This window comes from Caldimonas manganoxidans ATCC BAA-369 (assembly GCF_000381125.1).
GTDB lineage: Bacteria > Pseudomonadota > Gammaproteobacteria > Burkholderiales > Burkholderiaceae_C > Caldimonas > Caldimonas manganoxidans.
In genome coordinates this window covers 1-26388 of record NZ_KB905943.1, presented here as the reverse complement: position 1 = coordinate 26388, position 26388 = coordinate 1, and the positions used below count along the sequence as shown (strand labels likewise).

Sequence of the window (26388 nt, the reverse complement as noted above, 5' to 3'; positions counted from 1 at the left end):
ACCTCGACATGAAATTGCGCGCTGCCCTGGCCTTCCGCCACACCCTGTCCGTACTGCTGCTGACGAGCGCAGCTGGCGCCAGCGCCCTGCCCATCTCGGACCGGCCGCTGTTCTTGACGGGAGATACCCCCCCGATGGTCATGCTCAACCTGTCCAAAGACCATCAGCTCTCCTACAAGGCCTACAACGACTACACCGACCTGGACGGAGACGGCACCCCGGACACCACTTACAAGCACAGCTTCAACTATTACGGCTATTTCGACCCCTTCAAGTGCTACACCTACAACACGTCCCATCAACGGTTCGTGCCGGCAGCGGTGTCGACGGACAAATACTGCAACGTCGGGGGGGCGAGCGGCCAGTGGAGCGGCAACTTTCTCAATTGGGTGTCGATGACGCGCATGGACATCGTGCGCAAAATCCTCTACGGCGGCATGCGAAGCACCGACACCTCTTCACTGACAGTGCTCGAGCGAGCCTACCTGCCGACCGATGCCCACTCGTACGCCAAGTATTACAACGGCGACGATATCGCTCGGCTGACGCCGTTCTCCTCGGTCTTGAACGACCCGGCCACCTCCACGTCGACCAGCTCGGTGAGTTTCACTGCGGGGAACAAGACCGTGGTCACCTCGGTGAACTACGAAGTGGGTGACCAGATCCGTCTTGAGGATGTTTCCAACAGTTCGCGCTGGATGATCGGCGGTGTCTCTGCGAAGAGCGGGACCACAATGACCCTGACGGTCGAAAGCACGGGAATTGCTCCGGGGGCGACGGGCAGTGCCAGCAACTGGCGGGTCATCAACCTCAGTTCCACGGGCATCACCTTTTGTAACACGACGATCGGGCGTGGCGACTCGAACAGTGCCAACCGCCTCTCGCATACCAACACCAACCCCCCACTGATTCGTGTGGCCCGCGGAAACTTCACTTTGTGGGGCGCCAACGAGAAACAGCAGTGCCTGTGGGCTGAGGAGAGAAGCAATCTCCAAAGCGGTTTTGCTGGCGGCTTCCGCAGCAACGGAAACCGTGCTGCCCTGTCGGGCATCCTGGCGAGCGCCGAAAACCCCTTGCGAGAAGTTCATGGCCTGGGAACAGGCACTGCACGTGGCGCTTACATTGCCCGGGTCGAAGTCTGTAACAGCTTGCTCTTGGGCAACGAGACCTGCAAACGTTACCCGGCCGGCAACTACAAACCCACCGGCTTGCTACAAGAGTACGGCGACGATGGTCAGATTCTGTTCGGCTTGATGACTGGGTCGTTCCAGAAAAACGTCTCTGGGGGGGTCTTGCGTCAGCCGGTCTCCGATTTCGGCTCAGGTGTCAATCATCGCAGCACCGATGCCGTGCGCGACGGGAGCTTCAAGACCGATGCCACGGGAAGGCCCACCAACGGCATTGTTCGCAACCTCAATGCCTTGCGGATTTACGGGTACAGCTACCAAAACGACGACAGCTATGGGTCAACTGACGGCTGCACATACCAACGCACGGCCATTCGTGTAAGTGGCGCGTCCGATCCAGAAGTCAACCAGGGCAATTGCTCCTCGTGGGGTAATCCCATGGCAGAGATTTACTTGGAGTCTTTGCGCTACTTGGCGTCCTCGACGACTACACAGCCCACCGCAGCCTTCACATACTCTCAAAGCAACAGCAAGGACGCTGCGCTGGGCTTGACCGTCGCAACCTGGACGCCGCCGCTGAACGACGACAACTATTGCTCGCCACTCAGTGTGCTCAACTTCAACGCCAGTGTGTCGAGCTACGACGCCGATCAGGTCAGCGGCCTCGCCCCGATCCAATCGACCTCGAGTGCCTCACAACTGACCGATGCGGTTGGCGGGTACGAAAACATCAATGGCGGCAGCTGGTTTGTCGGCCGAGTGGGCTCCACCGGCGACAATCTCTGCTCGGCCAAGACCTTGTCATCATTCGGAGAAGCCCTGGGGCTGTGCCCTGAGGCGCCGACCCTTGAGGGGTCGTACCTGATGTCAGGTCTGGCGCATTTCGCACGCACCAACCGCATCAAACAACTTCCAACGGGCGTCAGTGGCACCGACTTCCCCAACGCGCTCAAGGTCGAGACCTATGGCGTGGCCCTGGCCACCAATGTGCCCCGCATCGAGCTCAACGCCAACGGCAACCGAGTGACCATTCTCCCGGCTTATCGCTTGGACCGATCCTCTAACGGCAGTGGTCCGTTTGGGGGTGGGACGCTCGTCGATTTCAAGATCGTGGAACAGACCCCGACCTACGGCAAGTTCTACGTCAACTGGGAAGACAGCGCCTTCGGGGGTGACTACGACCAGGACATGTGGGGCATCATCGAGTACCGGGTCAGCGGCAATTCCGTGAAGGTCACCACCAAGGCCGTCTCCGCCTCGACGGCCAATGGCCAGGGCTTCGGCTACATCATCTCCGGCACGAACAATGACGGCCCCCACTTCCACTCCGGCATCTACAACTTCGACTACACCGATCCGCGCAACGTGACGGTCATCCGTGAAGACACCAACACGGTGGCCAATGGCAGCACCGGCTTCATCAATGCCTCTGGCGGATGCCGCAACTGCACCGTGGACAATCCCCCCACCTCGGTGACTTACACCATCACCGGCAACGCTGCGGGCTCGCTCAAAGACCCGCTGTGGTATGCAGCAAAGTACGGTGGCTTCCGCGACACCAATGACAACAACGTCCCAGACCTGCAGAGCGAATGGGATGGCGACGGCGACGGCAACCCGGACAACTTCGTTTTCGCCAATGATCCGGTGCGCTTGGTGGAGGGGCTGGCGCGAGCCTTCGAGCAGATCGGTCGGCGCCGCTCCTCGGCGGCCGCGATTGCTGCGAATTCCACGCAGCTGAACACGGACACGGCCATCTTCCAGGCCCGCTTCGACAGCACGCGTTGGAGCGGCAGCCTGCGGGCCCTGCAGCTACTGCCCAATGGTCGCGTGGGCAACCAGCTCTGGGACGCAGCGCAGCAGCTGCCAGCAGCCGACCAACGCAACATCCTCACGCACAACGGCACCACGGGCGTCAGCTTTGCCTGGTCCAATTTGTCCTCGGCGCAACAGGGACACCTCAACACCGGTCCCGGGAATGTGGTCGATACGCGAGGTCAGGATCGACTCAATTTCCTGCGCGGCGACCGCAGCCTGGAGCGGTCCAGAAGCACCACTGGGATCTTCCGCGACCGTGATCAGGTGCTCGGCGACATCATCAACTCCGATCCGTTCTTCGTGCAGCAGCAGTATTTCGGCTATGAACGCCTGCCTGGCTCGGAGGGGTCGAGCTACTACGCCTTCGTCACCGCCAACGCCAACCGCACGCCCATGGTCTACGTCGGCGCCAATGACGGCATGTTGCATGCCTTCAACGCCGAGAACGGCCCGAACGGCGGACGGGAGGTCTTCGCTTACGTCCCCAGGGCGGTTTACCCGAAGCTGTGGGAACTCACCGACCCTGACTACAACGACCGACACCTCTTCTTCGTGGACGGATCGCCTTATGTGGGCGAGGCCTACATCAACGGCGCTTGGGGCTCCTATTTGGTGAGCGGTCTGGGCGCGGGCGGCCGGTCGATTTTCGCGATCAATGTCACCAACCCCACGGCCGTCACCGCCAGCAATGTGATGTGGGAGTTCACGGATTCGGAGCTGTGCTACACGTTCAGCCAACCTCAGATCGCTCGCTTGCCCAATGGAACGTGGGCTGCCATCTTCGGCAATGGCTATCCCAAGACATCGGGCAGCTACCAGTGCACGACGTCGGGGGCCTTCCTGTACGTGGTCGATCTCGCCTCGGGCAACCAGATCGCCCGACTCGGCATCGATGCGGGAAGCACAGCCTACAACGGAGCCAACAACGGGTTGTCGACGCCCGCCTTGGTGGACACCGACGGAGACCGCATCATCGACACGGTCTACGCTGGTGACCTTTACGGCAACGTGTGGAAGTTCGATCTGTCCAACAGCAACCCGTCGAACTGGCGCGTGGCCAACCGCAGTGGCTCGCGCGATCGCCCGTTGTTCAGCGCACGCAACGCCAGCGATCAACGTCAGCCGATCACCGCACCTTTGGAAGTCGGACGGCACCCTAACGGAGGGTTCATGGTGTATTTCGGCACTGGACGCTATGTGGCGGAGGGCGATCCGACCGACCTGACCGTACAGAGCTTCTACGGCATCTGGGATCGACCTGACACCGGGCCATCTAACGAAATCACATACACCACCGCCACTCGTTCTTCGATCCTGCAGCAGCAAACCCTGTTGTCGGAAACCACAGTGGCAGGTCGCGAGGTTCGCACAGTCAGCGCGAACAACGTGAACTGGTCGACTCAGCGCGGATGGTTCCTCGATTTGATCCAACCCACGACTCCGCCGACCGCTCAGGGCGAGAGGGTTGTAGATCCACCGCTGTTGCGTTTCGGCCGTGTAATCTTCAACACCCTGATTCCGTCGACATCGTCATGCAGCTTTGGCGGCACCAGCTGGTTGATGGAGTTGTCGGCCGTCACCGGTCAGCGCATCAATGAAACGGTGCTAGACGTCAATGGCGACGGGGTTTTCAACGCCGACGACTACTCGGGTGGAAATCCTGTCAGCGGGATGCGCAGTTCGGTGGGCATCACGAGCACTCCAAGAGTGATCTCCGCGGGCGCTCTAGAGTTCAAGCTCCAGTCCGGCAGCGACACCACCGGCACCAATGAAGGCATCCAAGTCACGACGGAAAAGGGTGGCGACCGCCCGCCGCGCGGCTCGTGGCGCCAGCTCATCTCCAGGTAAGGCAACATGAACATGAAACGGTCTTTGCACGCTCACCGAAAGACCGGTCCCGTCGGGATCGTTCGCGGCTTCACGCTGATCGAGGTGATGATCGTGGTCGTGGTGGTCGCAATCCTTGCCGCGGTGGCCTACCCAAGTTATATCGAGCAGGTCCGCCGCGGGCACCGTGCGGACGCCAAGGCTTTGCTGCTGGAGGCCGCTCAGTTCATGGAGCGCAACTTCACCGAAAGCAACAGCTACGCCACGACCAGTTCGGGCGCATCGGTGACCCTGCCGTTTTCGCAATCCCCCCGTAGCGGCACGGCGCGCTACACCATCGCTTTTTCAGCCGGCAGCCCCACGGCCACGAGCTTCCTGATTCAGGCCACACCGACCGGATCGATGAACGGCGATCCCTGTGGGACGCTGGGCATCAATCAACTGGGCCAAAAAACGAAGACCGGGGGAGACGCATCGCGCACCGCTGCCGATTGCTGGGACCGTTGAACACCGCTGACACGGGGAACAGGACAGGGCCCCCAGCGAGGCTCGGCACGCACGCGCCCTGCAGCATTCATGACCAGGGCGGTGAGCCGATCGGTCGACGGCGTGCACACGAGGAAGGCGGAGGCGAGGAACGCCCCGTTGTGCTGGATGGGCCGACCGCTCGGATCGAACAGCACATAGCGCTGGGCAGCCCCTTGGGCCTGGATGCGCACGCGGCGATCCCCCTCATGAAGCGCGAGCACTGCCTCGCCTTCGTCCCACTGTCCGTTGGCGTTGGGATCGAGGTGGACACGCCATCCCGATTCCCAGTGCATCGACTGCGGTGAGATCGCCACGGGCTGGCCTCTTGCGATGGCCGAGGCCCGGGCCAACGCAAGATGCGAGGACAGCTGGGCGCTGATCGTTCTCGTCCGGGTGAAATGCACCCAGTCGCGTGCCGCCGGATAGCCGATCGACGCCAGGATCGCCAAGATGGCGATCGCCATCAGCGTCTCGATCACCGACCCTCCCCGCCCCACACGGCGCGGTCTCGGATAAGCTTTCATTTTTTCCCCCTGAGGAAATGGCAAACCTTCCGGTCTGTGCCGGTCGTCCCGATGGGGCGCCTTGTCGTGGGCGCTGCCAGCGGTGCATGAAGCTCGGTCGGGAGTCTATGTGGATGCTTCGGTGAGTTCTCTCCCTCAGACAGGTGATCCCGTCGATGCGCAGCACATGCGCGAGGCCCTGGCCCAGGCGGCGCAGGCGCTGCGGGTGTGCCCGCCCAACCCCGCAGTGGGCTGTGTCATCGTGCTGCCCGACGGCCAGCGGGTGGCCGCCCACACACAGGCCACCGGCCAAGCCCATGCCGAGGCCCAGGCCCTGGCCTTGCTGCGCGCGCGCGGGCTGTCGGCGCGGGGCGCCACGGTCTATGTGACGCTGGAACCCTGCTCCCACCATGGCCGCACCCCGCCGTGCGCCGATGCGTTGATTCGCGAAGGCGTGGCTCGCGTGGTGGTGGCCGTCCAAGACCCCAATCCCCTGGTGGCCGGTCGAGGCATCGAGCGGCTGCGTGCCGCCGGCGTGCAAGTGGATCTGGGGCTGATGGCCGAGGAGGCACGCGAGCTGAACATCGGCTTTTTCTCCCGCATGCTGCGTGGCCGCCCATGGGTGCGTCTGAAAGTGGCGGCCTCGCTGGATGGCCGCACCGCGCTGGACGATGGCCGCAGCCAGTGGATCACGGGTCCCTCGGCCCGGGCCGATGGCCACGCCTGGCGCGCCCGTGCCGGCGCGGTGCTCACCGGCATCGGCACGGTGCTGGAAGACGATCCTCGCTTGGATGTGCGCGCGGTGGACACGCCCCGCCAACCGCTGCGGGTGATCGTGGACTCGCGGCTGGAAACCCCGCCGACTGCCCGCCTCTTGGCGCCACCTGGCGAGGTGCTGATCTACCATGCCGACGACGCCCCACCGCGGCGCACCGCCCTGGAAGCGGCCGGCGCCCGGTGTGTTCGGTTCGCCGCGCCCCACGGCAAGGTGGACTTGGGCGCGATGCTGGCCGATCTGGCGCGCCGCGGCATCAACGAGCTGCACGTCGAGGCCGGGCACAAGCTCAACGGCTCGTTCGTGCGCGAAGATCTGGTGGACGAATACCTGGTCTATCTGGCGCCCCGACTGATTGGCCTAGGGCGGGAGATGATGCGCTTTGGCCCGCTGGCCTCGCTGGACGAGGCCGTGGCGCTGACCTTTCTCGACGTGGAACGCATTGGCCCGGACTTGCGCCTGCGTGCCCGGCCCCCGGGGCGCGAGCGCTTCTGACCGTGCCTGACGCCCTGCCGCGACACAGCGGCCGCCAGCCTGCGACAATGCAGCCCATGTTCACCGGCATCATCAGCGGCATCGGCCGCATTCTCGAGGTCACGCCGCTGGGCGACAGCGCCGCCCATGGCAAGCGCCTGTTGATCGAAGCGCCCGCAGGCTATCTGGACGATGTGCAGCTGGGCGACAGCATCGCGCTCAATGGCGCGTGCATGACCGTCACCAGCTTCGACCCCAAGGCCGCCTGTTTCACGATCGACATTTCGGCCGAGAGCCTGTCCAAGACCGCGGGGCTGGATGCCCCGGGCTGGGTCAATCTGGAGAAGGCGCTGCGCGCGCAGGACCGTCTCGGCGGGCATCTGGTCAGCGGCCATGTGGACGGCCTGGGCACGGTCACGCACCTGGCGCGAGTGGGTGAGTCTTGGGAGCTGCGCGTGCTCGCCCCGCGCGAGTTGGCCCGTTTCTTGGCGTACAAGGGCTCGATCACGGTCCATGGCGTCAGCCTGACGGTCAACCGCGTGGACGACCGGCCCGACGGCACCGAAATCAGCATCAATCTGATCCCGCACACGGTCGAGCACACGACGCTCGGACGGCTGGCGCCCGGCGATCGGGTCAACCTCGAGATCGACCTGATCGCGCGTTATGTCGAGCGCATGCTGTCTTCAAGATGACGACAGGCCCAACCCTGCCGCCCGAGGCTGAATCGACTCAACCCAGCTCATGAGCCCATGGGGGCTGACAGCCCCGCCGCGAGCAATTGATGGCCGCGGCGCGCAGCGCGTGCTGCAAGGTGGTGTGCACCTGCCCAGCCGCCGCCGGGCCGTGGCGCATCCACGCCGCCAAACACCAGCCCCAGAAGGTATCGCCCGCCCCCACGGTGTCCACCACGTCCACCGTCGGGGCTGCGGCCTGGGCGCGCGCGGCATCCACCTGCAAGCAAGCGCCTTGGGCGCCGAAGGTCAAGGCCACGTGGCGCACCCCGAGCTCTTGCAGGGCCTGCAAGGCTGGCTCGGGTCGGTCGGGCGACAACACACCGCCGGTGAGCAGGGTCCAGTCTTCCTCGCTGGCCTTGACCCAATCGGCCGCGCGGATCAAGGTCCACACGGATGCGCGATACGCCTCCAGATCACGGGCCACACGGGGGCGCAGGTTGATGTCCAGACTGATGGTCCAGCCCAACGCGCGGGCGGCCTGCACCACCTCGAGCACGCGCCCATCGTCCGGCGGCATGATGGCCAAGGAGCCGGTGTGCAACACCCCGGCGGGCCCGGCTCGCAAGCGCTCGATCAGCGCATCGGGCTGCCAATCCCGATCGGCCACGCCCTCGCGGTAAAAGCTGTAGCTCGGCTGACCGTCTTGCACCGTGACCATGGCCAAGGACGTGGGGCAGGCACTGTCCGGGGAACACACCTGCACGCCGTCTTGCTCGGCGGTCTGGCGCAGCCGCTGGCCAAAGCGGTCGGACGAAAACGGGGGCAAGTAACCCACCCGCGCCCCAGCGCGAGCCGCGGCGCGCGCCAAGTTGAACGGGCTGCCACCTTGCAGCGGCACGAGGCTGCCGTCGGATTGCTCGACGCAGTCGATCAAGGCTTCCCCCAGCACGCACAGAGCAGGCGCTGGGGACGGGGGGGCGAGAGGAGTTCGTGAGTCCATGAGGTCGTCGATCGCGAAAGATGAAGCTGCGCGCTCAGGTTTTGGCAGGGGCCTGAGCGGCCCATTGCGCACGCACCTGGGCATACAGCTGAACGAAGCGCGCATGCCGCTCCATCACATCGGCGCTGCGGATGCTGTCAGGCCGCACCACTTGGCGCACGGGCGGCGTTTGGCACACGTCCGACACCGAGGCGCCCACACTCAGCCAGGCCAGACGGGCCGCCCCCAAGGCCGCCCCGGTATGACCGCCTTCATGGAGCTGCAGCTCCACACCGAGCACGTCGGCCAACAGTTGGGCCCACCAGAGACTGCGCGAGCCCCCACCGACCAGCGACAGGCACGCCGGCGCGTCCGCTTCGGGCCGATCCAGCGTCAGCCACCCATCGCGCAGGCCGAAGGCCACACCCTCGGCCACCGCGTAGATCAGGTCGGCGCGCGTGTGGGAGGCCGTCAGGCCAAACCACACACCTTGCGCATGGGGATCGTTGTGCGGCGAGCGCTCGCCATTCAAATACGGCAGGAACAACGGAGCGCGCTGCGCCCGCGCCGGCTCCAAGGCTGCGGCCTCGCGCAAGGCCTCGGCCTCGCTGGCGTAGCCCAGCACGCGCGCGGCCCAAGTCAAGGCACTGGCTGCGCTGAGCATGACCGCCATTTGATGCCATTGCCGCGGCAAGGCATGGCAGAACGCATGCACGGCCCGCTCGGGGCGGGGCGCAAAGCCCGCCGTGCACAAAAACACCACACCCGAGGATCCCAAAGAGACGAAGCCTTGCCCGGCACGCACCACCCCCATGCCGACGGCGCTGGCCGCATTGTCCCCCGCCCCACCGGCCACGCGCACGCCGCGCGGCAAGCCCCAGCGGTCGCACCACGCCGGCAACACCGTGGCCGAGATCTGACTGCCTTCGACCAAAGCCGGCATGTGCGCGCGGCTCAGGCCGGTGGCTGCCAGCAAGGCATCGCACCAATCCCGCCGCGCGGTATCCAGCCACAAGGTGCCGGACGCATCGGACATGTCGCTGACCCTTTGCCCGCAGAGCTTCCAACGCAACCAGTCCTTGGGCAACAGCACGTGGGCCACACGGTCGAACTGCGCAGGCTCGTGGCGCTGCATCCACAACAACTTCGGCGCCGTGAAGCCCGGCATCGCCAGGTTGCCGGTCAAGGCGGGCAGCGACGGCACCCGTCGCATCAACTCGACGCATTCGTCCGCACTGCGTCCATCGTTCCACAAAATCGCTGGCCGAATCACCTCGCCGCGCGCATCCAGCGTCACCGCCCCATGCATCTGCCCGGCCAAGCCCACGGCCTGCAGCCGTGCAAGCGCCTGAGGATGCTCGCTGTGCAAGCGATCCATCACCTGCTCCAGGGCCTGCCACCACTGCTGCGGGTGCTGCTCGGCCCACAGCGGCCGCGGGTGCTCCAAAAGCAACGGAGCATGCGCCACACCGACGATGGCGTGTCGTTCATCCAGCAACACCGCCTTCAGCTCGGAAGTGCCCAGATCCAATCCCAAATACATGTCTTCGTGCCTTTGTGCCTTGCCCTGACGATGGCCGATCAACGGAAGCGCCCGGCCGCTTCACGCCGGAAGGCCGAGGGCGTGACGCCTTTGATCTGTTGAAAGCGGCGGTTGAAGTTGGCCACGTTGTTGAATCCGACCTCGAAACAAATGTCGGTGATGCGCTGATCGGTTTCCATTAGCAGCTGACAGGCGCGGTTGATACGAATGCGGTTGACGAACTCGGTGAAGGTGTTGCCCGTGGCTTTGCGAAAGAAGCGGCTGAAGCGGCTCTCGCTCATGCCGAACTCTGCGGCCAGCGCGGCGGCCGACAGCGGCTCGCTCATGCGCTGCATGACGCGGTTGACCACGACTTCGATCTTGTCCAGCGACGCTTCATCGTCGTCGCCCTGCAGTTGCACGCTCGACAGCAGCCGGTAGTCGGTGCAGGCGGCCAACTCGGCCAGAAAGGCGCAAAACGCCGCCAGGCGGCGCAAGCCTTGATGCTGCTTGACCTCGTGCCACAGGTGCTGCGCTCGCTCGCCCATGCCGAAAAACTCGATGCCGTGTCTGGAGCGTTCCAGCATGGGCATGACATCGGCCAGTTCGGGGATGTGCTGGGCCGCCTGGGCCAAAGGCTCGTGGGGAAACTGAATCACCAAATCACGTAGGGCCACCCCGCCTTCGGGCAAGTCGGTCGAGATCCAGTTGTGCGGCAAGCGAGGGCCCGTGAGCACCACATGGCCGGGCTGAAACTGACCGATCCAGTCCCCCACGAAGGCTTTGCCGCTGGTGGCGACGATGACATGCAGCTCGTACTCATCGTGGTAATGCCAGCGCGCCAAAGGCGTGGGAAAGCCATGCGCCAGGCAACGGATCATGCCGATGTCTTGCGAGGCTTCGTAGCCCAGCTCCGGCGAGCGGGAATACTCCCACTCCAATTCGGGCTTGGTCTGGCGGGGCAAGGGCCGGGTGCGCACGCTCATGAGTGGGCCCTCCGGGACGCGTCAGTGAGTCGGTTCGCCGTATTGTGCGACGAAGTCCTGCACACGCCCGAAAGCGCGCCGCACGGCCGCCTCCAAGCGCGCATCGCCGGCCAAGGCACCCCACAGCTGAGTGCAGCCGCACAGGGCGCGCACCGGATCGTCTGCGGTGCAGATCGCCCGTGCGACAGCCTCGTCCATGGCCTGATCTTGATAGGTGTATGGCAACTCCCCTCGATGCCAACGCTGCAAGAACGCCAAAAACAGCGCGGGCAGCATGGCCACGCTGTCGATGCCTTCGTCGCGAGCCAAGCGCTCGACCACCGTCGGCGCAATGAAACCCGGGATCTTGCTGAAACCATCCATGGCCACGCGCTGGTTGGTGTCCCGAATGGCCGGATTGCCGAAGCGCTCCAGCACCACGTCCCGGTAGCGCTGCAGATCGATCGGGCAGGGCTTGTCCGGCCTGTGCAGCACCGGAATCACATCATCGGTGACGTACGCATGGGCCATGGCCCGGATGCGCGGATCTTGCGTGCCTTCATGGATGTATTGATAGCCCACCAAGGTGCCAGCCCAAGCGATGCAGGAATGCGTCGCATTGAGCAGGCGGATCTTGGCTTCCTCGTAAGCGTCGACCGAGTCGACCAGCTCCACGCCAACGCGCTCCCAGGCCGGACGGCCGGCGATGAAGCGGTCTTCGATCACCCATTGAATGAAGCTCTCGGCCATCAACGCGGCTGCATCATCCACCCCCAAGGCCTGTCGCACGCGTTGGCGCACTTCGGGCGTGGGCCGGGGCGTGATGCGGTCCACCATGGCATTGGGACTGCTGGTGCACCGGCTCACCCAATCGTGCAAGGCCGCATCCCCCACAGCCTCGATGAATTGCAGCAAGCCGGCACGGAAGCGGTCGCCGTTGTGGCGCAGGTTGTCGCAATTCAACAGCGTCAGTGCCGCACCGCCAGCACGGCGCCGTGCGCGCAACAAGGCCACCAAGGCGCCGTAGATCGTCTGCCCAGGCTGGCCGTTGCGGGCCCGTTGCAGATCGTCGCGCAACTCGGCATGGGTGTCCCAGTCGAGCTGGTGTCGGTCATTGAGGTAATAGCCCGCTTCGGTGACGGTGAACGAGATGATGCGGGTCGCCGCATCGCTGGCCAGTTCGATCAGGCGGCGCAAATCGGGCGTGTACGGCACCACCTCGCTGAGCACATGGATGCGCTCGTAGCGGTGCTCTCCCGCTGGCGAAATGGTTTCCAAGGTGTACGTTCCGCCCTGGCGGCGCAAAGCCTCGATCGTCTCGATCATGTCCGCTCGCAGATTGCCTGCAGCCAAAGTCCACGAGGGATCGCCCAGGTCGTGCAGGCGCTGCAAATACACGGCTTGATGCGCGCGGTGGAACGAGCCAAGGCCCAGATGAAGGATGCGGTTCATGGTGCAGTGCAGTCGATGGAACGAAGCAGTCGGTTCAAAGGTCAAATGCCGAAGGCATCAGGATGATGTCGCGCACGGTGAGACCACGTGGTCGGCTCAGCATGAACAGCAAGGCCTGCGCCACGTCCTGCGGCTCGATCAAACTGCCCTCGGCCCGGGCTTGGGCGAGCTTGTCGGCAGGCCAATCAGCCAGCAGGCCGGTGACCACCGGCCCAGGCGAGAGCGCCCCCACCCGGATGCCATGCCGGAAGACCTGCCGCCGCGTCGTTTGCACGAAGCAATCGATGGCCCATTTGGAAGCCGCATACACCGGCTCCCAGGGCGTGGGGAAATGCGCAGCCAAGGAGCTGGTCACGACGATGTCGCCGCCGCCGTGCAAGCGCATGTGCGCCACGGCGTCGCGCACGTTTTTCATCACGACACCGACATTGAGCTGCACCAGACGATCGATCGCCTCGTGCGAGGCGTCCACCAGCTCGCCGCCGAGATACACTCCGGCGTTGGCATGCAGGATGTCCAGCCGTCCGGCCACACGCAGCACCTCGGGCACCAAACGCGCGCATTGCGCAGCATCGAGCAAGTCCAGCACCACGGGATGGGCCGCCGGCCCCAGGGCTTCACAGACCGCCTGCAAGGCTTGGGCCTGCCGATCGATCAAAACCACCGAGGCGCCGGCGCCGACCAGCGCCTCGGCGCAAGCCCGCCCAATGCCGCTGGCCGCGCCGGTGACGGCCGCCACCCGCCCCTGCAGCGCTGAACTTGCCCCCGCCGTCATGCCAGCGCCTCCGTCGGCGACACCGACGGATGGGCGACCACCCGTCCCTGCGCATCGAACCAATGAGCTTGCTCTACCGCGATGTCCACGCCCACCGTGTCGCCAGCGCGCAGCCCACTGCGTTGCGTGCTGCGGGCCACGAGCTGGCACCCCTCGGGAGTGCTCACGTAGATCAGCGTCTCGGCCCCCAGGGCCTCGACCAGCTCGACCTGCGCGGTCAGTGCACCCTCGCCGGCACGCTTCAGGTGCACGCTTTCCGGGCGCAGGCCGATGCTGCCGCCGGCCGCGGCCTGGGGAGCACGGCCGCGCAAGGCCGACGGCAGGCGCTGCAGGGGCGTCACGTTCATCTGCGGCGTGCCGATGAACTGCGCGACGAACTGATTGACCGGCCGGTCGTACAGCTCCAGGGGGCTGCCCACTTGCTCGATGCGGCCCTCGCGCAGCACCACCACACGATCGGCCAGGGTCATGGCTTCGACCTGGTCGTGAGTCACGTAGATCGTGGTGGCGCCCAGTTCACGATGCAGCTTGGCAATCTCCACCCGGGTCTGGCCGCGCAAGGCCGCATCCAGGTTGGACAGCGGCTCGTCGAACAGAAACACCTTGGGCGCACGCACGATGGCCCGTCCAATGGCCACCCGCTGGCGCTGCCCACCAGACAACTCCTTGGGCGTGCGATGCAAGTACGGCTGCAGATTCAAGATCTGCGCGGCACGCTCGACCTTGCCGCGGATCTGCTGCGCCGGCACTTTGGCCAGCTTCAAGGCAAAGCTCATGTTCTCGTACACGCTCATGTGCGGGTACAACGCATAGCTTTGGAACACCATGGCCAAGTCGCGTTTGCTGGCGCTCAAGTGGGTGATCTCGCGCCCGTCCAGCCACAGCGCGCCGCCGTCGATGGTCTCCAGCCCGGCAATCAAGCGCAACAAGGTGGATTTGCCGCAGCCCGACGGGCCGACGAAGACGACGAACTCCCCTTGCTCGATGGACAGGTCGATGCCCTGGATCGCGCGGTGGCTGCCGAAATACTTTTCGATGCCTTGCAGTTGCAAATAGGCCATGGGAACTCTCACCAAATGGGTTACTTCACGGCGCCGAAGGTCAAGCCCTGCACCAGCTGCTTCTGGCTGAACCAGCCAAAGACCACGATCGGTGCAATGGCCAACAAGGAGGCGGCCGACAACTTGGCCCAGAACAGCCCTTCCGGGCTGGAATAGCTGGCGATCAGCGTGGCCAAGGTGCCGCCCTTGGCCGAGGTGAGGTTGAGCGACCAGAAGGCTTCATTCCAGCTCAGCACCAGGCACAGCAAGCCTGTGGAAGCCAAGCCTCCCAAGCCCAGCGGCAGCAACACGAGTCGGAATTCCTGCCACAGATTGGCGCCATCCATGCGGGCGGCTTCCAGGATTTCATGCGGGATGTCTTTGAAATGCGAATACAGCATCCACACCATGATGGGCAGGTTGGAGGCCGTGAAGACGATGATCAGCGCCAGCGTGCTATCCAACAACTGGGCCTTTTGCGCCAGCACGTAGATCGGCACCAAGGCGCCCACGGCCGGCATCATCTTGGTGGACAGCATCCACATCAACAGGTCTTTGTCGCGCTTGCGCTTGAAGAACGCCATGGCATAGGCCGCCGGCGTGGCGATGATCAAACCGATGACGGTCGACACCACACTGGTGAGCACGGAGTTCTTCGCATACAGCAGGTAGTTGCTGCGCGCCTGCACCTCGTGAAAGTTCTCCAGCGTCGGCTCGAACACCAACAAAGGCGGCACGGCGATGGCTTGCAACTCGGTCTTGAAGGCCGTCAGCACAAGCCAGCCCAAAGGGAAGAACAGCAGCAAGGCCACCGACCAAGCCAGGACCGCGCGCACCCAGCGGCCCCAAGGAAATGCGTGATGCAATGCTCGTTGCATGGTCACCTCATCGGTCCAGGCTCTTGCCCACCAGGCGGATCATGAAGATCGCCGCGATGTTGGCCAGCAGCACCGCAAACAAGGCCCCGGCCGAGGCCACGCCCGCATCGAAGTTCAGCAAGGCCTGCTTGAAGATCAAAAACGCCACATTGGTGCTGGCATCGCCCGGCCCACCGCCCGTGGTGGTGTAGATCTCCGCGAAGATCGACAGCAAAAAGATCAGCTCGATCATCACCACCACGGCCACCGAACGGGCCAAATGGGGCAAATACAAGTAGCGCAGCTGTTGCAGATAGTTGGCGCCGTCCATGCGGGCCGCCTCGATCTGCTCGCGGTTCATGCTTTGCAGCGCCGTCATGAAGATCAGCGTGGCAAAAGGCAGCCATTGCCACGAGACCATGATGATCACCGACAGCAAGGGGTGATCGGTCAGCCAGTCCACCGGCTGCGCACCGAAGAACTGCCACACCTGCGCCAGCACGCCGTAGACCGGGTTCATCATCATGTGCTTCCACAGCAGCGCATTGACCGTGGGCATGACGAAAAACGGCGCGATCAGCTGCAGCCGCACGATGCCACGGCCGGGAAACGGTTCATCGATGAGCAAGGCCAACGCGATGCCCAAGCCCACGGTGATGACGATCACACTGCCCAGCAAGACCACGGTATTCCACACCGCTGGGCCGAACGACGGATCGGTGAAGAAGAACTCGAAGTTCTCCAGCCCGACGAAGCCGCGCACGTCCGGCTGCAGCAGGTTGTAGCGAATGAGGCTGAAGTAGATGGTCATGCCCAGCGGCACGATCATCCATAGCAGCAAGGTCGTGACCGCAGGGGCCAGCAGCATTCGGCGCAAAAGGCGGTTCATGGGCAAGATCTGACGTCAGCGCAAACACGACATCCGGGCCGATGCCACCGCCACACGGCGGCATCCGTAGGCAAGCCGAGGCGTCTCTCGGGGCGATCCGTAGCAGCCGCTGCGCCGCCACGGATCGCGCAGCTTCACCCCTTCACTTGTAATAGCCGGCTTTGCGCATTTCGCGGTCGGCCACCGTCTGCGAGGCTTTGAGCGCCGCCTCCACCGAGGTGCGTCCGGCCAAGGCCGCGCTCATTTGCTGACCGACGGCAATGCCAATGGCCTGAAATTCCGGAATGGCGGCGAACTGCACCCCCACATAAGGGCTCTTGGGCAAGGTGCTGTCTTTGGGGTTGGCCGTCTCGATGGCCTTGAGCTCGGCCGCCGCAAAGCGAGCCGCCTTCTGGAACTCGGGGTGGGCATAGGTGCTCTTGCGCGTGCCCGTGGGCACATTGGCCCAGCCATTGGTTTTGGCCACGAGCTGGATGTAGTCCTTGCTGGTCGCCCAGGTGATGAATTTCTGCGCTGCGTCGGCCTTCTTCGAGCCTGCCGGAATGGCGAGATTCCAAGACCACAACCAATTCGCGCCCTTGGGCGTGTGCATGATGGGCGCCTGCGCAAAGGCCATCTTGTCAGCCACTTTGGATTGCTTGGGGTCGCTCACGAAAGATGCCGCGATGGTGGCATCGACCCACATGCCACACTTGCCCTCGTTGGTCAGCGCCAGGATCTCGTTGAAGCTGTTGGCGCTGGAGCCCGGCGGGCCGTAGTTCTTCAGCAAATCGACATAGAAGGTGATCGCCTCCTTCCAGGGCTTGGTGTCGATCTGCGGCTTCCATTGCATGTCGAACCACTGGCCGCCGAAGGTATTGACCAAGGTGCTCAAGAACGCCATGTTGTCGCCCCAACCGGGCTTGCCGCGCAGGCAAATGCCATACACCCCGTTGGCCGGGTCGTGGATCTTCTTGGCCAGCTCGGCGACCTGCGGCCAGGTGGGGCGCTCGGGCAGCTGCACCCCAGCCTTGTCGGCCAGGTCCTTGCGATACATCAACATGGACGACTCGCCATAGAACGGTGCGGCATAGAGCTTGCCATCGACCGTCAAGGCACTGCGGATGGCCGGCAGCAAGTCGTCCACGTCGTAGGCCGCGTCGGTCTTGAGCTCGTGCAGCCATCCCTTCTTGCCCCAGATCGGCGCCTCGTACATGCCGATGGTCATGATGTCGAACTGGCCGCCCTTGGTGGCAATGTCGGTGGTGACGCGCTGGCGCAGCACGCCTTCTTCCAGCGTCACCCATTTGAGTCGGATGTCGGGATGGGCTTGCTCGAAATGCTTGGACAACTTTTGCATTTCGATCATGTGGCCGTTGTTGACGGTGGCAATCACCAGCTCGGTGTTGGCCTGGGCCCAGCCGGCCACCATCCACACCGCCAACGCCGCGGTCAGCTTCGATCTCATACCAGTCTCCTTCATGGGTTCTCGCATCGGTGATGCATGCAATCCGGCCCTGCGGCCGTGCCGCCGCATTGTCCTGACACCCATTGGTCACACTGGTACGCCCTTCCCGCTTTTCTATACTTTATTGCGCCATATACTCGGGATTTACCCCAGTAGACTGACAATAAGTTTAGAAACCCTGCGCCCCGAGGCCACGGCATCCCAGCCCCAGGCGTTTACCGGCGGCCTCCGGCCCCGGCACTGAGGACTGCGCGAGCCTCTACAATGCTGCGCTTATGCCCATTTCTCCGATTCCCGAGCTCATCGCCGAGCTGGCCGCCGGCCGCATGGTCATCCTCGTCGATGAGGAAGACCGCGAAAACGAAGGCGACCTGGTGCTGGCGGCCGACCATGTGACCCCCGAGGCCATCAATTTCATGGCCAAGTACGGGCGGGGTTTGATCTGCTTGACGCTCACGCGCGAGCGTTGCGAGCGCTTGCAATTGCCGCCCATGGCTGCGCGCAACGGCACCAAGCATGGCACCGCGTTCACCGTCTCGATCGAAGCGGCCACGGGCGTGACCACGGGCATCTCGGCGGCCGACCGGGCCCGCACCATTCAGGTGGCCGTGGCCCGCGACGCCAAACCCTCCGACCTGGTGCAACCCGGGCACATCTTTCCCTTGCAGGCCCAAGACGGCGGGGTGCTCATGCGTGCGGGTCACACCGAAGCCGGCTGTGATCTGGCCGGCATGGCCGGCCTCACCCCGGCTGCGGTGATCTGCGAGATCATGAACGACGACGGCAGCATGGCCCGGCTGCCCGACCTCGAGGTTTTCGCGCAGACGCATGGTCTGAAGATCGGGACCATCGCCGATTTGATCGAGTACCGCAGCCGCAATGAATCCTTGATCGAGCGGCTTGGACAACGTGCGCTGAACACCCCACACGGCCCGTTCGACTGCACCATCTACCGCGATCGCTCCGGAGGCGTGCATCTGGCCTTGGTGAAGGGGCGCTGGCTGCCGCACGAAGAGGTGGTGGTGCGTGTGCACGAACCGCTGTCGGTGCTGGACCTGCTCGACACCAGCGAATGCACGCATTCCTGGCCCTTGGGCCGCGCCTTGGCACGACTGCAGCAGGAAGAACGCGCGGTGGCCGTGTTGCTCAATTGCAGCAGCGACGGCCCGGAAGATCTGTTGCGCCGCCTGCTGCCCAGCGAGCCCGCCCTGGCGCCGCGACCGCCTGCGCAGATGGACTTGCGCACCTATGGCGTGGGCGCACAAATCCTGCGCGACTTGCAAGTGACCAAGATGAAGCTGCTGGGCAGCCCGCGGCGCATGCCCAGCATGGTGGGCTATGGCTTGGAAGTGACGGCCTTCATCGGCCCGGAACAGTGAACGATCTCGAACGAGAAAGGCACACGCATGCAAGGTGCTGACAAGGGTCGCGCAGCGCGTCTGGACGGCAAGGATCTGCGCATCGGCATCGTGCAGGCGCGTTTCAATGAGGCCATCACCAACGCCCTGGCGCAAGCCTGCCGTGCCGAGCTGGCCGCTTTGGGTGTGGCCGACAAACACATCGAGCACGTGACCGTGCCCGGCGCCCTGGAAGTGCCCGTGGCGCTGCAAGCCCTGGCCGACAGCGAACGCTTTGACGCCCTGATCGCTCTGGGTTGCATCATCCGGGGCGAAACCTACCATTTCGAATTGGTGGCCAACGAAAGCGGCGCGGGTGTGACGCGCGTCTCCCTGGACTATCAACTGCCCGTGGCCAATGCCATTCTCACCGTGGACAACGAGGCCCAGGCCTGGGCACGCGCCGAAGAAAAGGGGCGTGACGCCGCCCGCGTGGCCGTCGAGATGGCCAATTTGCTGGAAGATCTCTCGTGACCGCAAGCTCTGCCAAGCCCCGACGCGCCCCGGCCAAATCGGCACGTCGCCGATCGCGCGAGTTCGCCCTTCAGGGCCTGTATGAATGGCTGCTGTCGGGCAGCGATGTCGGCCTGATCGACGCGCATGCGCGCGAGCAGGATGGCTTTGCCAAGTGCGACACGGCCCATTTCGATGCCTTGCTGCATGGCTGCATCCAGGAGGCTGCCAGCCTGGACGCCGTGCTGGCTCGCCATGTGGACCGCAAGACCAGCGAGCTGTCACCAGTGGAACACGCCGTGTTGCTGATCGGCTGCTACGAGCTGCGCCACTGCGTGGACATCCCCTACAAGGTGGTCATCAACGAAGCGGTCGAACTGGCCAAGAGCTATGGGGGCACCGACGGACACAAATATGTCAATGGCGTGCTCGACAAGGCTGCAGCCGAGCTGCGCCCCGCCGAAGTGCAAGCCGCTCGGGCCTCGCGCGGCTGAGGTCTGCCACGCATGAGATTTGCCGCACGCACCGATCGCATCGCACCGTTTTACGTGATGGAGTGCGCCAAAGCGGCCGCCGAGCTGGCGCGCAGCCCGGCCTGCCGGCACCAGCCGATGATCTACCTCAACATCGGCGAGCCCGACTTCACCGCCCCGCCCTTGGTGCGCGAGGCGGCCGAGCGTTGCCTGCGCGATGGCCGCACCCAGTACACCGATGCCCTGGGCCTGATGCCCTTGCGCGAACGCATCAGCCACTGGTATGCACAGCGCTTCGGTCTGACCGTGCCGGCGCGACGCATCGTGCTGACGGCCGGAGCCTCCGGCGCCTTGCAGCTGGCCTGCTTGGCGCTGGTCGAGCCCGGCGACGAGATCCTGATGCCCGACCCGAGCTACCCCTGCAACCGACATTTCGTCTCGGCCGCAGAGGGGCGCGCGGTGATGCTGCCCAGCGGGCCCCAGCAGCGCTACCAACTCAGCGCTGAGGCCGTCGAGGCGGCCTGGAACGAGCGCACACGTGGGGTGCTGTTGGCCTCGCCGTCCAATCCCACGGGGACCTCGATCGCCCCCGACGAGATGCGTCGCATCGTCGCTGCAGTGCGCCGTCGTGGCGGCGTGACGATCGTGGACGAAATCTACCTCGGCTTGAGCTATGACGAGGCCTTCGGCGTGAGCGCGCTGGCCCACGGGGACGACGTGGTCACGATCAACAGCTTCTCCAAGTACTTCAGCATGACCGGCTGGCGCCTGGGCTGGATGGTGGTGCCCGAGCCCATGGTGGCCGTGGTCGAGAAGCTGGCGCAAAACCTCTACATCTGCCCGTCCACCGTGGCCCAGCATGCGGCACTGGCCTGTTTCGAGCCCGACAGTCTGGCCGAGTATGAACGCCGCCGTGCCGAGTTCCGTGCTCGGCGTGACTTTCTCGTGCCGGCGCTGAACCGTTTGGGGCTGACCGTGCCGGTGATGCCCGACGGCGCCTTTTATGCCTGGGCCGACTGCTCGGCCCATGCGCCTGACAGCTGGGACTTCAGCTTCGAGCTGATGCGCCGCGCCCATCTGGCCATCACCCCGGGGCGGGACTTTGGCCATGCCGACACGGCGCGCTATCTGCGCCTGTCTTACGCCACGGCCAGGGCCCAGCTCGAAGAAGCCGTGGCCCGACTGCAACGCTGCTTGTGAACGCATGCGTCCCATCACTGTTAGCCTGGGACACACTCCTTACCCGCAGAAGCACTTTTGGCGGACATTTCTCACACTGCGCGCCCACAGGGTGCCAAGCGCTTGGTCTAAGCTGCACACGTGGATTTCCAGAAGACCATCTTCGCACTGAGCCCGCATCAGGCCCGCTCGCGTCGCCCGAGCGATGGGCGTGACGCGTCGCCGGCCTTCGACTCCACCCAGCAGCTCGACTCCGCACACGGCTCCTTGTTCGGCGAGCAAGGCGAGCGCGCCGGCAGCTGCGGCTCCACGCGCGTGGACCCGGCCTCCGTCCCCCCCGACGAACTGCCCACGATCGGACACATCGGGCGCTATGCCCTGAAGTACCGTCTGGGTGAAGGCGGGCTTGGCACCGTCTATGCCGCGCAGGACCCGCTGCTGTCGCGCCTGGTGGCCATCAAAACCCTGAGCTTGGAACTGTCGGCCGAAGCCCGTGAGCGTTTCCATCGTCTGTTCCTGAACGAAGCCCGCGCGGTGGCCAGCCTCAACCATCCGCACATCGTCACCGTCTTCGATGCCGGCACCAGCCCGCAAGGCGCATACATTGCCATGGAGCTGCTCAAAGGCAAGGACCTGCGCCAGCTCCTCAAGGAAGGCTGGCGGCCGCGGCCGGTCGAAGCCGCGCTGATCGTGCGCCGTGCCGCCGATGCCCTGGCCTACGCCCATGCCAAAGGCATCATCCACCGCGATGTGAAGCCGGCCAACATCTTCATGACCGGCCGCACCCAGCCGAAGGTGCTGGACTTCGGCATCGCCCGCGTGGCCAGCCAGCAGGATGGCGGCCCCGAAGACGACTTCACCGCTGGCTCGCCGTACTACATGGCCCCCGAGCAAGTACGCCATGCCCCGGTGGACCGGCGCTGTGATGTGTACTCGCTCGGGGTGGTGCTGTACGAACTGCTGACGGGCGCTCGTCCTTTCCAAGGGGCCACCCTGTCCGAAATCGCCGAAGCGGTGTTGCATCACCAACCTCCGGCGGCACACGAAGTCAACCCCAGCGTGCCGCCAGCGCTGTCCCAGATCGTCGCGCGGGCCATGGCCAAAGACCCCGAGCAACGCTATCGCTCGGCACGGGCCCTGTCACGCGAACTGCGGCACTGGCTGCAAGAGCAGGTCGATGCCGACGAGCATGACGAGACGCCGTCCAGCCCGCATCGTGGCCCGCGCTGGCGCGCGCTGGCACTGGCCGTATCGGCCGGTGTGCTGGCCGGCGGCGCCCTGTGGCTGGGACTGGCCTCATGGACCGAAGAGCCGCACAACGCGGCGCCTGCAGCCGCACCGGCCCTGGTGGCTGTGCCCGCTGCACGGCCCGACGCGCTCACCAATGCCGCGCTGCCCGACGTGAACGAACCCTCGGCCTCTGCCCCTGGCGCCGACACGGCCGCCCGCGCGGAAGCAGAAGCGGCGCCCGCCACCCAGACGCCTGCGGCACCGGCCACCGCCCCGGCCCGTCCGACCCCCGCCCGCGAGCGTGCCAGCGCCTCGACGTCCCCCTCGGTGCGCGGGAGCCGCCCCAACGCCACGCCCGCCGCCGCGCCCACAGCCCCCTTGGCCACCGGCGAAGTGGTGCTGGCCATCAGCCCCTGGGGGCAGGTCGAAGTCAACGGGGCTCCAGCCGGCATCGCCCCGCCACTGACCCGCTTGAGCTTGACCGAAGGGCGACACACCATCACCATTCGCAACGATGCATTTCCGCCGCACCGGGTGACGGTGACCGTCAAGCCCGACCAACCTGTGGTGTTGCGGCACAAGTTCGAATCCGCTCCTGACCCCTAAGATGAAACGCCCCCCTGACTCGCTTCGCTCGCTTCCCCCCGAGGGGGTGGTCAGTTCTTTCGGGCGGCCGTGGGGAACTGACATGATCAAAGCGCTGACGAGCTCGATACTGGCCTTGGCCGCCCTGGCCGGTTGCGCCCAGTGGCCAGCCGCCCCCACGGTGGTTGGTGTCACCGAGCTGGCCGCCCGGCCCGCCGAGGGGGCCCTGCTGGCCGGCTTGAAGGCCTACGACGACGCCCAATATGCCGAGGCCGAGCGCCGGCTCAAACAGGCTCTGCAGGCCGGCTTGGCTGCTCCCAAAGACCAAGCCGCCGCGCACAAGTACCTGGCCTTCATCTATTGCACCAGCCAGCGGCAGGCTCAATGTGAAGCCGCCTTCCGCGCCGCGCGGGCCGCCGACCCGGACTTCGATCTGACCAAATCCGAAGCCGGCCATCCCCTCTGGGGGCCCGTCTTCCTCAAGAGCCGCCAGTCTCCCTGAGCCCTGCACGGCGATAATGTGGGCTTTTGCCGACCCGGCTCATCGCCGGGCCGCCTCCGTGGCCCATGTCAGCGTCCATCCCCACCCCCGTCTGCATCGTCCATCGCCACCCGGTGCGCGTGTACTGGGAAGACACCGACGCCGGCGGCGTGGTCTTCTACGCCAATTACCTCAAGTTCTTCGAGCGCGCTCGCACCGAATGGCTGCGTGCGAAAGGGTATTCGCAGGAACAACTGCGACGGGAACAAGGCGTGATGTTCGTGGTCAGTCACACGTCCGTGCGCTATCTTCAACCCGCCCGTTTGGACGACCTGCTTGAAGTGACCGTGGCCGTGACCGCGGCCAAAGCCGCCTCCATGGTCATCCAGCAGCAAGCGTTACGAGATGGCACCGTGCTGGCCGAAGGCGAGATCAGAATCGGGTGTGTCGATGCGCAGACCCTACGCCCGCACCGCATCCCCAAAGAACTGCTTCAGGAACTTGCATGACCCATCAGGATCTGTCGATCATCCAGCTCATCGCGCAAGCCAGTCTCATCGTGCAGCTGGTGATGCTGCTGCTCATGTTCCTCTCTCTGGCCAGTTGGACCGTGATCTTCGGGAAGTTCTTCGGCCTCAGTCGCGTACGCAGCCTCAATGACGAATTCGAGCGCGAATTCTGGTCGGGGCGCAACCTCCACGATCTGTACAACCTGGCCAGCGACAACCCCCGACAAGGCGGGCCGATGGAGCGCATCTTCGCCTCAGGCATGCGCGAATTCCTGAAACTGCGCGAGCGCCGCGTGGCCGATGCCGGCGCCCTGCTCGACGGCGCCCGGCGCGCCATGCGGGCGAGCTTTCAGCGCGAGATGGACGCCATCGAACACCACTTGTCCTTTCTGGCCACGGTCGGCTCGGTGGCGCCATACATCGGCCTGTTTGGCACGGTGTGGGGCATCATGCACGCCTTCACCGGCCTGGCCAACTTGCAACAAGTCACGCTGGCCACGGTGGCCCCCGGTATCGCCGAAGCCCTGGTGGCCACGGCCATCGGCCTGTTCGCGGCGATCCCCGCGGTGATGGCCTACAACCGCTTCGCACGCCAGATCGACCAAGTGGCCATCCGCATGGAGACCTTCATCGAGGAGTTCTCCAACATCTTGCAGCGCAACCTCAGCCACAGCGCGGCAGGGCAGCCTGCCGCAGGCACGCCGGCGCACTGAGCAGGAGGCCCCCATGCCAGCCGTTGTCTCCCGCTCCGGCACTCGTCGCCGCACCATCAGCGAGATGAACATGGTGCCCTTCATCGACGTGATGTTGGTGCTGCTGATCATCTTCATGGTCAGCGCCCCGCTGATCACCACGGCCGTGGTGGATCTGCCCAGCGTGGGCCGCGCAGCCGCGGCACCACAACGCGTCGTCGAAGTCGTGGTCGGCACCGACGAGAAACTGCGGCTGCGCGTGGACGGCAAAGAACGCGGTCGCACCACCTTGTCCCAACTCGAACGAGACGTGCACGCTGCCGTCCAAGGCCTCGACAACGTCCCCATCGTGATCTCGGCCGATCGCAACGTACGCTACGAAGCGGTCGTCAACGTGATGTCCCGACTGCGTGCTGGCGGATTCGAGCGCGTGGGCCTGCTCGTGCGCCAGCAAGGCAGCTGAAGTACCACCTGAGCCTTCCATTCATGACGCTGCCCAGCGAACGCGACGACCTGCTCCCCCCCTCGCCCGATGCCCGCGGCCGCGGCCTGGCCATCGCACTGGGCATGCACGCGGCGCTCATAGGGGCCTTGGCGCTGGGCGTCAACTGGAAGTCCAGCGCACCCGAAGCCGTGGAAGCCGAACTGTGGGCCGCGCTACCCCAGGCCGCCGCGCCACCGCCAGCGCCGACCCCTGCCCCTGCGCCCCCGGCCCCCCCGGCACCCGCGCCCCAGCCGGCCCCGGCGCCACCGCCACCGGCACCACCGCGCCAAGCCGAGCTGGCCATCGAGAAACAACGCAAGCAGGCCGAGCAGCAGCGCCAGCGTGAGCTGCAAGAAGCCGCCGAGCGCAAAAAGCGCGAGGAAGCCCAACGGCGCGAGGCCGAACGCAAAAAACGGGAAGAAGCCGAACGACTCCAACGCGAACAAGCCGAAAAGCAAAGACTTGAGCAACAACGCAAAGCCGAAGCCGAAAAGCGGCGTCAAGCCGAAGAAAAACGGCTGGCCGAGCTGCGAGAAGCGCAAATGCAGCGCATCATCAGTCAGGCCGGCAGCGGCACACAGGCCACTGGTGCCGCCCAAGGCAGCGCGGCCGGGACTCCTTCCGCCGGCTACGCCGGACGGCTACGTGCTCGCATCAAGCCCAACATCATCTTCGTGGACACGCTGACGACCAACCCGGCGGCCGAAGTCGAAGTGCGCGCCGCCCCCGACGGCACCATCCTCGGCGCCCGGCTGGTTCAGTCCAGCGGGCACCCCGAATGGGACCAAGCCGTGCTGCGCGCCATCGAACGCACCCAAACCCTGCCACGCGACGACAACGGCCGCGTGCCCTCCCCCATCCTCATCACCTTCCGACCCAAAGACTGACCCCCCATTCAGGGGGCATGCGCCAGTCGTCAGCGGCGTGGCCTCGCGCGGTTGGGCGCGCGCCTGTCACACCCTGTTTCCAAAACCTGCTGGTTTTGCAGGGGTGGGGCTTGCTAGCATCCGGCGGCCGTTTTGGAAGGCCCAAGGACAAGAGGGTCAAGGGCCACAAGGCCGAGGACGAGACAGGGAGGAGTTGCATGTCCGAGCCGAAGGAGATGGCGGCGCTGGCGGCGGGCTGGATGGGCTGGTGCGCCGAGGCGGGCCGGCTGCACCGCGTGCGAGGGCCGCGCCTGGGCGGGATGCTGCTGGAGAGCTTCGTGGGCTGGGAGGCGCTCAACGAGCCCTACGAATACCGCGTGCAAG

The 26388-nt window shown here is 65.1% G+C and carries 24 protein-coding genes; 14 read left to right on the top strand and 10 right to left on the bottom strand.

The features are described from left to right. Positions 1 to 8: 8 nt before the first annotated feature. Positions 9 to 4793, top strand: coding sequence for a pilus assembly protein (locus F615_RS18140; protein ID WP_019560966.1), 4785 nt, complete (start codon positions 9 to 11; stop codon positions 4791 to 4793). A gap of 6 nt (positions 4794 to 4799) precedes the next feature. After that, positions 4800 to 5279: a type IV pilin protein gene (locus F615_RS0109590; RefSeq protein WP_375060592.1), complete on the top strand. Its 480-nt coding sequence runs from the start codon at positions 4800 to 4802 to the stop codon at positions 5277 to 5279. On the opposite strand, the gene F615_RS0109585 is transcribed toward F615_RS0109590, so the two are convergent. Further along, complete coding sequence (locus F615_RS0109585) at positions 5210 to 5764, bottom strand: GspH/FimT family pseudopilin (RefSeq protein WP_026330195.1); 555 nt, start codon at positions 5762 to 5764, stop codon at positions 5210 to 5212. The genes F615_RS0109590 and F615_RS0109585 overlap by 70 nt on opposite strands. A 226-nt stretch (positions 5765 to 5990) precedes the next feature. Here F615_RS0109585 and ribD point away from each other — a divergent pair, with 226 nt between their 5' ends. Continuing rightward, the gene (gene ribD / locus F615_RS0109580) at positions 5991 to 7073 is read left to right on the top strand and encodes a bifunctional diaminohydroxyphosphoribosylaminopyrimidine deaminase/5-amino-6-(5-phosphoribosylamino)uracil reductase RibD (protein ID WP_019560963.1); all 1083 of its coding nucleotides are present in this window, start codon (positions 5991 to 5993) and stop codon (positions 7071 to 7073) included. Positions 7074 to 7129: 56 nt separating this feature from the next. Continuing rightward, the gene (locus F615_RS0109575; RefSeq protein ID WP_026330194.1) at positions 7130 to 7747 is read left to right on the top strand and encodes a riboflavin synthase; all 618 of its coding nucleotides are present in this window, start codon (positions 7130 to 7132) and stop codon (positions 7745 to 7747) included. Positions 7748 to 7784: 37 nt separating this feature from the next. Here F615_RS0109575 and F615_RS0109570 read toward each other — a convergent pair whose 3' ends face one another. From F615_RS0109570 to F615_RS0109530, 9 genes are all read right to left on the bottom strand, one after another. Next, positions 7785 to 8729, bottom strand: coding sequence for a PfkB family carbohydrate kinase (locus F615_RS0109570; RefSeq protein WP_026330193.1), 945 nt, complete (start codon positions 8727 to 8729; stop codon positions 7785 to 7787). A gap of 34 nt (positions 8730 to 8763) precedes the next feature. Next, positions 8764 to 10251, bottom strand: a complete 1488-nt coding sequence (gene xylB / locus F615_RS0109565; RefSeq protein ID WP_019560960.1) for a xylulokinase — start codon at positions 10249 to 10251, stop codon at positions 8764 to 8766. A gap of 38 nt (positions 10252 to 10289) precedes the next feature. After that, positions 10290 to 11216 carry an AraC family transcriptional regulator gene (locus tag F615_RS0109560; RefSeq protein ID WP_019560959.1) on the bottom strand — a complete coding sequence of 309 codons (927 nt, stop codon included), beginning with the start codon at positions 11214 to 11216 and terminating at the stop codon, positions 10290 to 10292. Positions 11217 to 11237: 21 nt separating this feature from the next. Continuing rightward, positions 11238 to 12647 carry a D-arabinitol 4-dehydrogenase gene (gene dalD, locus F615_RS0109555; RefSeq protein WP_019560958.1) on the bottom strand — a complete coding sequence of 470 codons (1410 nt, stop codon included), beginning with the start codon at positions 12645 to 12647 and terminating at the stop codon, positions 11238 to 11240. Positions 12648 to 12681: 34 nt separating this feature from the next. After that, positions 12682 to 13422, bottom strand: a complete 741-nt coding sequence (locus F615_RS0109550; protein ID WP_019560957.1) for an SDR family oxidoreductase — start codon at positions 13420 to 13422, stop codon at positions 12682 to 12684. Next, on the bottom strand, positions 13419 to 14483 hold the full coding sequence (locus F615_RS0109545) for an ABC transporter ATP-binding protein (protein ID WP_019560956.1): 1065 nt from the start codon (positions 14481 to 14483) through the stop codon (positions 13419 to 13421). Before F615_RS0109545 ends, F615_RS0109550 begins: the two co-directional genes overlap by 4 nt. 20 nt (positions 14484 to 14503) lie before the next feature. Next, a complete protein-coding gene (locus tag F615_RS0109540) occupies positions 14504 to 15340 on the bottom strand; it encodes a carbohydrate ABC transporter permease (RefSeq protein ID WP_019560955.1) in 837 nt (278 codons plus the stop codon). 7 nt (positions 15341 to 15347) lie between these two features. Continuing rightward, a complete protein-coding gene (locus F615_RS0109535; RefSeq protein WP_026330191.1) occupies positions 15348 to 16208 on the bottom strand; it encodes a carbohydrate ABC transporter permease in 861 nt (286 codons plus the stop codon). 142 nt (positions 16209 to 16350) lie between these two features. Next, the gene (locus tag F615_RS0109530; RefSeq protein WP_019560953.1) at positions 16351 to 17655 is read right to left on the bottom strand and encodes an ABC transporter substrate-binding protein; all 1305 of its coding nucleotides are present in this window, start codon (positions 17653 to 17655) and stop codon (positions 16351 to 16353) included. A 275-nt stretch (positions 17656 to 17930) separates the two neighbouring features. Here F615_RS0109530 and ribBA point away from each other — a divergent pair, with 275 nt between their 5' ends. The 10 genes from ribBA (at position 17931) to tolA (ending at position 26025) form a co-directional block, all read left to right on the top strand. Further along, on the top strand, positions 17931 to 19034 hold the full coding sequence (gene ribBA, locus F615_RS0109525; protein WP_019560952.1) for a bifunctional 3,4-dihydroxy-2-butanone-4-phosphate synthase/GTP cyclohydrolase II: 1104 nt from the start codon (positions 17931 to 17933) through the stop codon (positions 19032 to 19034). 27 nt (positions 19035 to 19061) lie between these two features. Beyond that, complete coding sequence (gene ribH, locus F615_RS0109520) at positions 19062 to 19526, top strand: 6,7-dimethyl-8-ribityllumazine synthase (RefSeq protein ID WP_019560951.1); 465 nt, start codon at positions 19062 to 19064, stop codon at positions 19524 to 19526. Continuing rightward, positions 19523 to 19999, top strand: a complete 477-nt coding sequence (gene nusB, locus F615_RS0109515) for a transcription antitermination factor NusB (RefSeq protein WP_019560950.1) — start codon at positions 19523 to 19525, stop codon at positions 19997 to 19999. The genes ribH and nusB overlap by 4 nt, the downstream gene beginning before the upstream one ends. A 12-nt stretch (positions 20000 to 20011) precedes the next feature. Beyond that, on the top strand, positions 20012 to 21178 hold the full coding sequence (locus tag F615_RS0109510) for a pyridoxal phosphate-dependent aminotransferase (RefSeq protein ID WP_019560949.1): 1167 nt from the start codon (positions 20012 to 20014) through the stop codon (positions 21176 to 21178). Positions 21179 to 21298: 120 nt separating this feature from the next. Next, positions 21299 to 22993: a serine/threonine-protein kinase gene (locus tag F615_RS20650; RefSeq protein WP_019560948.1), complete on the top strand. Its 1695-nt coding sequence runs from the start codon at positions 21299 to 21301 to the stop codon at positions 22991 to 22993. An 82-nt stretch (positions 22994 to 23075) separates the two neighbouring features. After that, the gene (locus F615_RS0109500; RefSeq protein WP_019560947.1) at positions 23076 to 23474 is read left to right on the top strand and encodes a TssQ family T6SS-associated lipoprotein; all 399 of its coding nucleotides are present in this window, start codon (positions 23076 to 23078) and stop codon (positions 23472 to 23474) included. Positions 23475 to 23539: 65 nt separating this feature from the next. Next, the gene (ybgC, locus tag F615_RS0109495) at positions 23540 to 23962 is read left to right on the top strand and encodes a tol-pal system-associated acyl-CoA thioesterase (RefSeq protein WP_019560946.1); all 423 of its coding nucleotides are present in this window, start codon (positions 23540 to 23542) and stop codon (positions 23960 to 23962) included. After that, a complete protein-coding gene (gene tolQ / locus F615_RS0109490) occupies positions 23959 to 24675 on the top strand; it encodes a protein TolQ (RefSeq protein ID WP_019560945.1) in 717 nt (238 codons plus the stop codon). The genes ybgC and tolQ overlap by 4 nt, the downstream gene beginning before the upstream one ends. A 13-nt stretch (positions 24676 to 24688) precedes the next feature. After that, positions 24689 to 25117, top strand: coding sequence for a biopolymer transporter ExbD (locus F615_RS0109485; protein ID WP_019560944.1), 429 nt, complete (start codon positions 24689 to 24691; stop codon positions 25115 to 25117). A gap of 23 nt (positions 25118 to 25140) precedes the next feature. After that, a complete protein-coding gene (gene tolA / locus F615_RS0109480; RefSeq protein ID WP_019560943.1) occupies positions 25141 to 26025 on the top strand; it encodes a cell envelope integrity protein TolA in 885 nt (294 codons plus the stop codon). Positions 26026 to 26388: the final 363 nt, after the last annotated feature.

Coding starts and splice junctions, on each gene's coding strand:
- F615_RS18140 (WP_019560966.1), top strand. CDS start 9: ATGAAATTGCGCGCTGCCCTGGCCTTCCGCCACACCCTGTCCGTACTG.
- F615_RS0109590 (WP_375060592.1), top strand. CDS start 4,800: ATGAACATGAAACGGTCTTTGCACGCTCACCGAAAGACCGGTCCCGTC.
- F615_RS0109585 (WP_026330195.1), bottom strand. CDS start 5,764: ATGGCGATCGCCATCTTGGCGATCCTGGCGTCGATCGGCTATCCGGCG.
- ribD (WP_019560963.1), top strand. CDS start 5,991: ATGCGCGAGGCCCTGGCCCAGGCGGCGCAGGCGCTGCGGGTGTGCCCG.
- F615_RS0109575 (WP_026330194.1), top strand. CDS start 7,130: ATGTTCACCGGCATCATCAGCGGCATCGGCCGCATTCTCGAGGTCACG.
- F615_RS0109570 (WP_026330193.1), bottom strand. CDS start 8,729: ATGGACTCACGAACTCCTCTCGCCCCCCCGTCCCCAGCGCCTGCTCTG.
- xylB (WP_019560960.1), bottom strand. CDS start 10,251: ATGTATTTGGGATTGGATCTGGGCACTTCCGAGCTGAAGGCGGTGTTG.
- F615_RS0109560 (WP_019560959.1), bottom strand. CDS start 11,216: ATGAGCGTGCGCACCCGGCCCTTGCCCCGCCAGACCAAGCCCGAATTG.
- dalD (WP_019560958.1), bottom strand. CDS start 12,647: ATGAACCGCATCCTTCATCTGGGCCTTGGCTCGTTCCACCGCGCGCAT.
- F615_RS0109550 (WP_019560957.1), bottom strand. CDS start 13,422: ATGACGGCGGGGGCAAGTTCAGCGCTGCAGGGGCGGGTGGCGGCCGTC.
- F615_RS0109545 (WP_019560956.1), bottom strand. CDS start 14,483: ATGGCCTATTTGCAACTGCAAGGCATCGAAAAGTATTTCGGCAGCCAC.
- F615_RS0109540 (WP_019560955.1), bottom strand. CDS start 15,340: ATGCAACGAGCATTGCATCACGCATTTCCTTGGGGCCGCTGGGTGCGC.
- F615_RS0109535 (WP_026330191.1), bottom strand. CDS start 16,208: ATGAACCGCCTTTTGCGCCGAATGCTGCTGGCCCCTGCGGTCACGACC.
- F615_RS0109530 (WP_019560953.1), bottom strand. CDS start 17,655: ATGAGATCGAAGCTGACCGCGGCGTTGGCGGTGTGGATGGTGGCCGGC.
- ribBA (WP_019560952.1), top strand. CDS start 17,931: ATGCCCATTTCTCCGATTCCCGAGCTCATCGCCGAGCTGGCCGCCGGC.
- ribH (WP_019560951.1), top strand. CDS start 19,062: ATGCAAGGTGCTGACAAGGGTCGCGCAGCGCGTCTGGACGGCAAGGAT.
- F615_RS0109510 (WP_019560949.1), top strand. CDS start 20,012: ATGAGATTTGCCGCACGCACCGATCGCATCGCACCGTTTTACGTGATG.
- F615_RS0109500 (WP_019560947.1), top strand. CDS start 23,076: ATGATCAAAGCGCTGACGAGCTCGATACTGGCCTTGGCCGCCCTGGCC.
- ybgC (WP_019560946.1), top strand. CDS start 23,540: ATGTCAGCGTCCATCCCCACCCCCGTCTGCATCGTCCATCGCCACCCG.
- tolQ (WP_019560945.1), top strand. CDS start 23,959: ATGACCCATCAGGATCTGTCGATCATCCAGCTCATCGCGCAAGCCAGT.
- F615_RS0109485 (WP_019560944.1), top strand. CDS start 24,689: ATGCCAGCCGTTGTCTCCCGCTCCGGCACTCGTCGCCGCACCATCAGC.
- tolA (WP_019560943.1), top strand. CDS start 25,141: ATGACGCTGCCCAGCGAACGCGACGACCTGCTCCCCCCCTCGCCCGAT.